The sequence below is a fragment of the Vibrio sp. 10N.222.49.C9 genome (assembly GCF_041474985.1).
GTDB classification, from domain to species: Bacteria; Pseudomonadota; Gammaproteobacteria; order Enterobacterales; family Vibrionaceae; genus Vibrio; species Vibrio crassostreae_C.
The window spans coordinates 1-260 of the sequence record NZ_JBFRVD010001466.1 but is presented as its reverse complement, the minus strand read 5'-3'; the positions used below and the strand labels follow the sequence as shown (position 1 = coordinate 260).

Here is a 260-nt window from a genome sequence, read left to right as displayed (position 1 = left end):
GTAGGCGAAGTACGCGATCAACCGCTTCGTTTAGCTCAATACCATCGCGATTGATTGCTGGGCTTTCAACCTTCAGCGTTTGCGCGTCACGGTGCATCTTAGGTGTTTTACCTAACAAGATGTCCATTGGCATATCGATCGGCGTGTTATCGAAGTGAGAATCTTCGAGTGTTAGCTGACGCTCTTCAGTCGCAATACCGACAACCGCGTACGGTGCACGTTCACGCTTACAGATAGCGTCAAACGCTGCCATGTTTTCA

1 protein-coding gene is annotated in these 260 nt (G+C 49.6%); it reads right to left on the bottom strand.

Going from position 1 to position 260, the window contains the following annotated elements; translation table 11 throughout:
• On the bottom strand, positions 1-260 hold a 260-nt coding region (locus AB4585_RS28785; RefSeq protein ID WP_372172202.1), incomplete at both ends, for a hypothetical protein.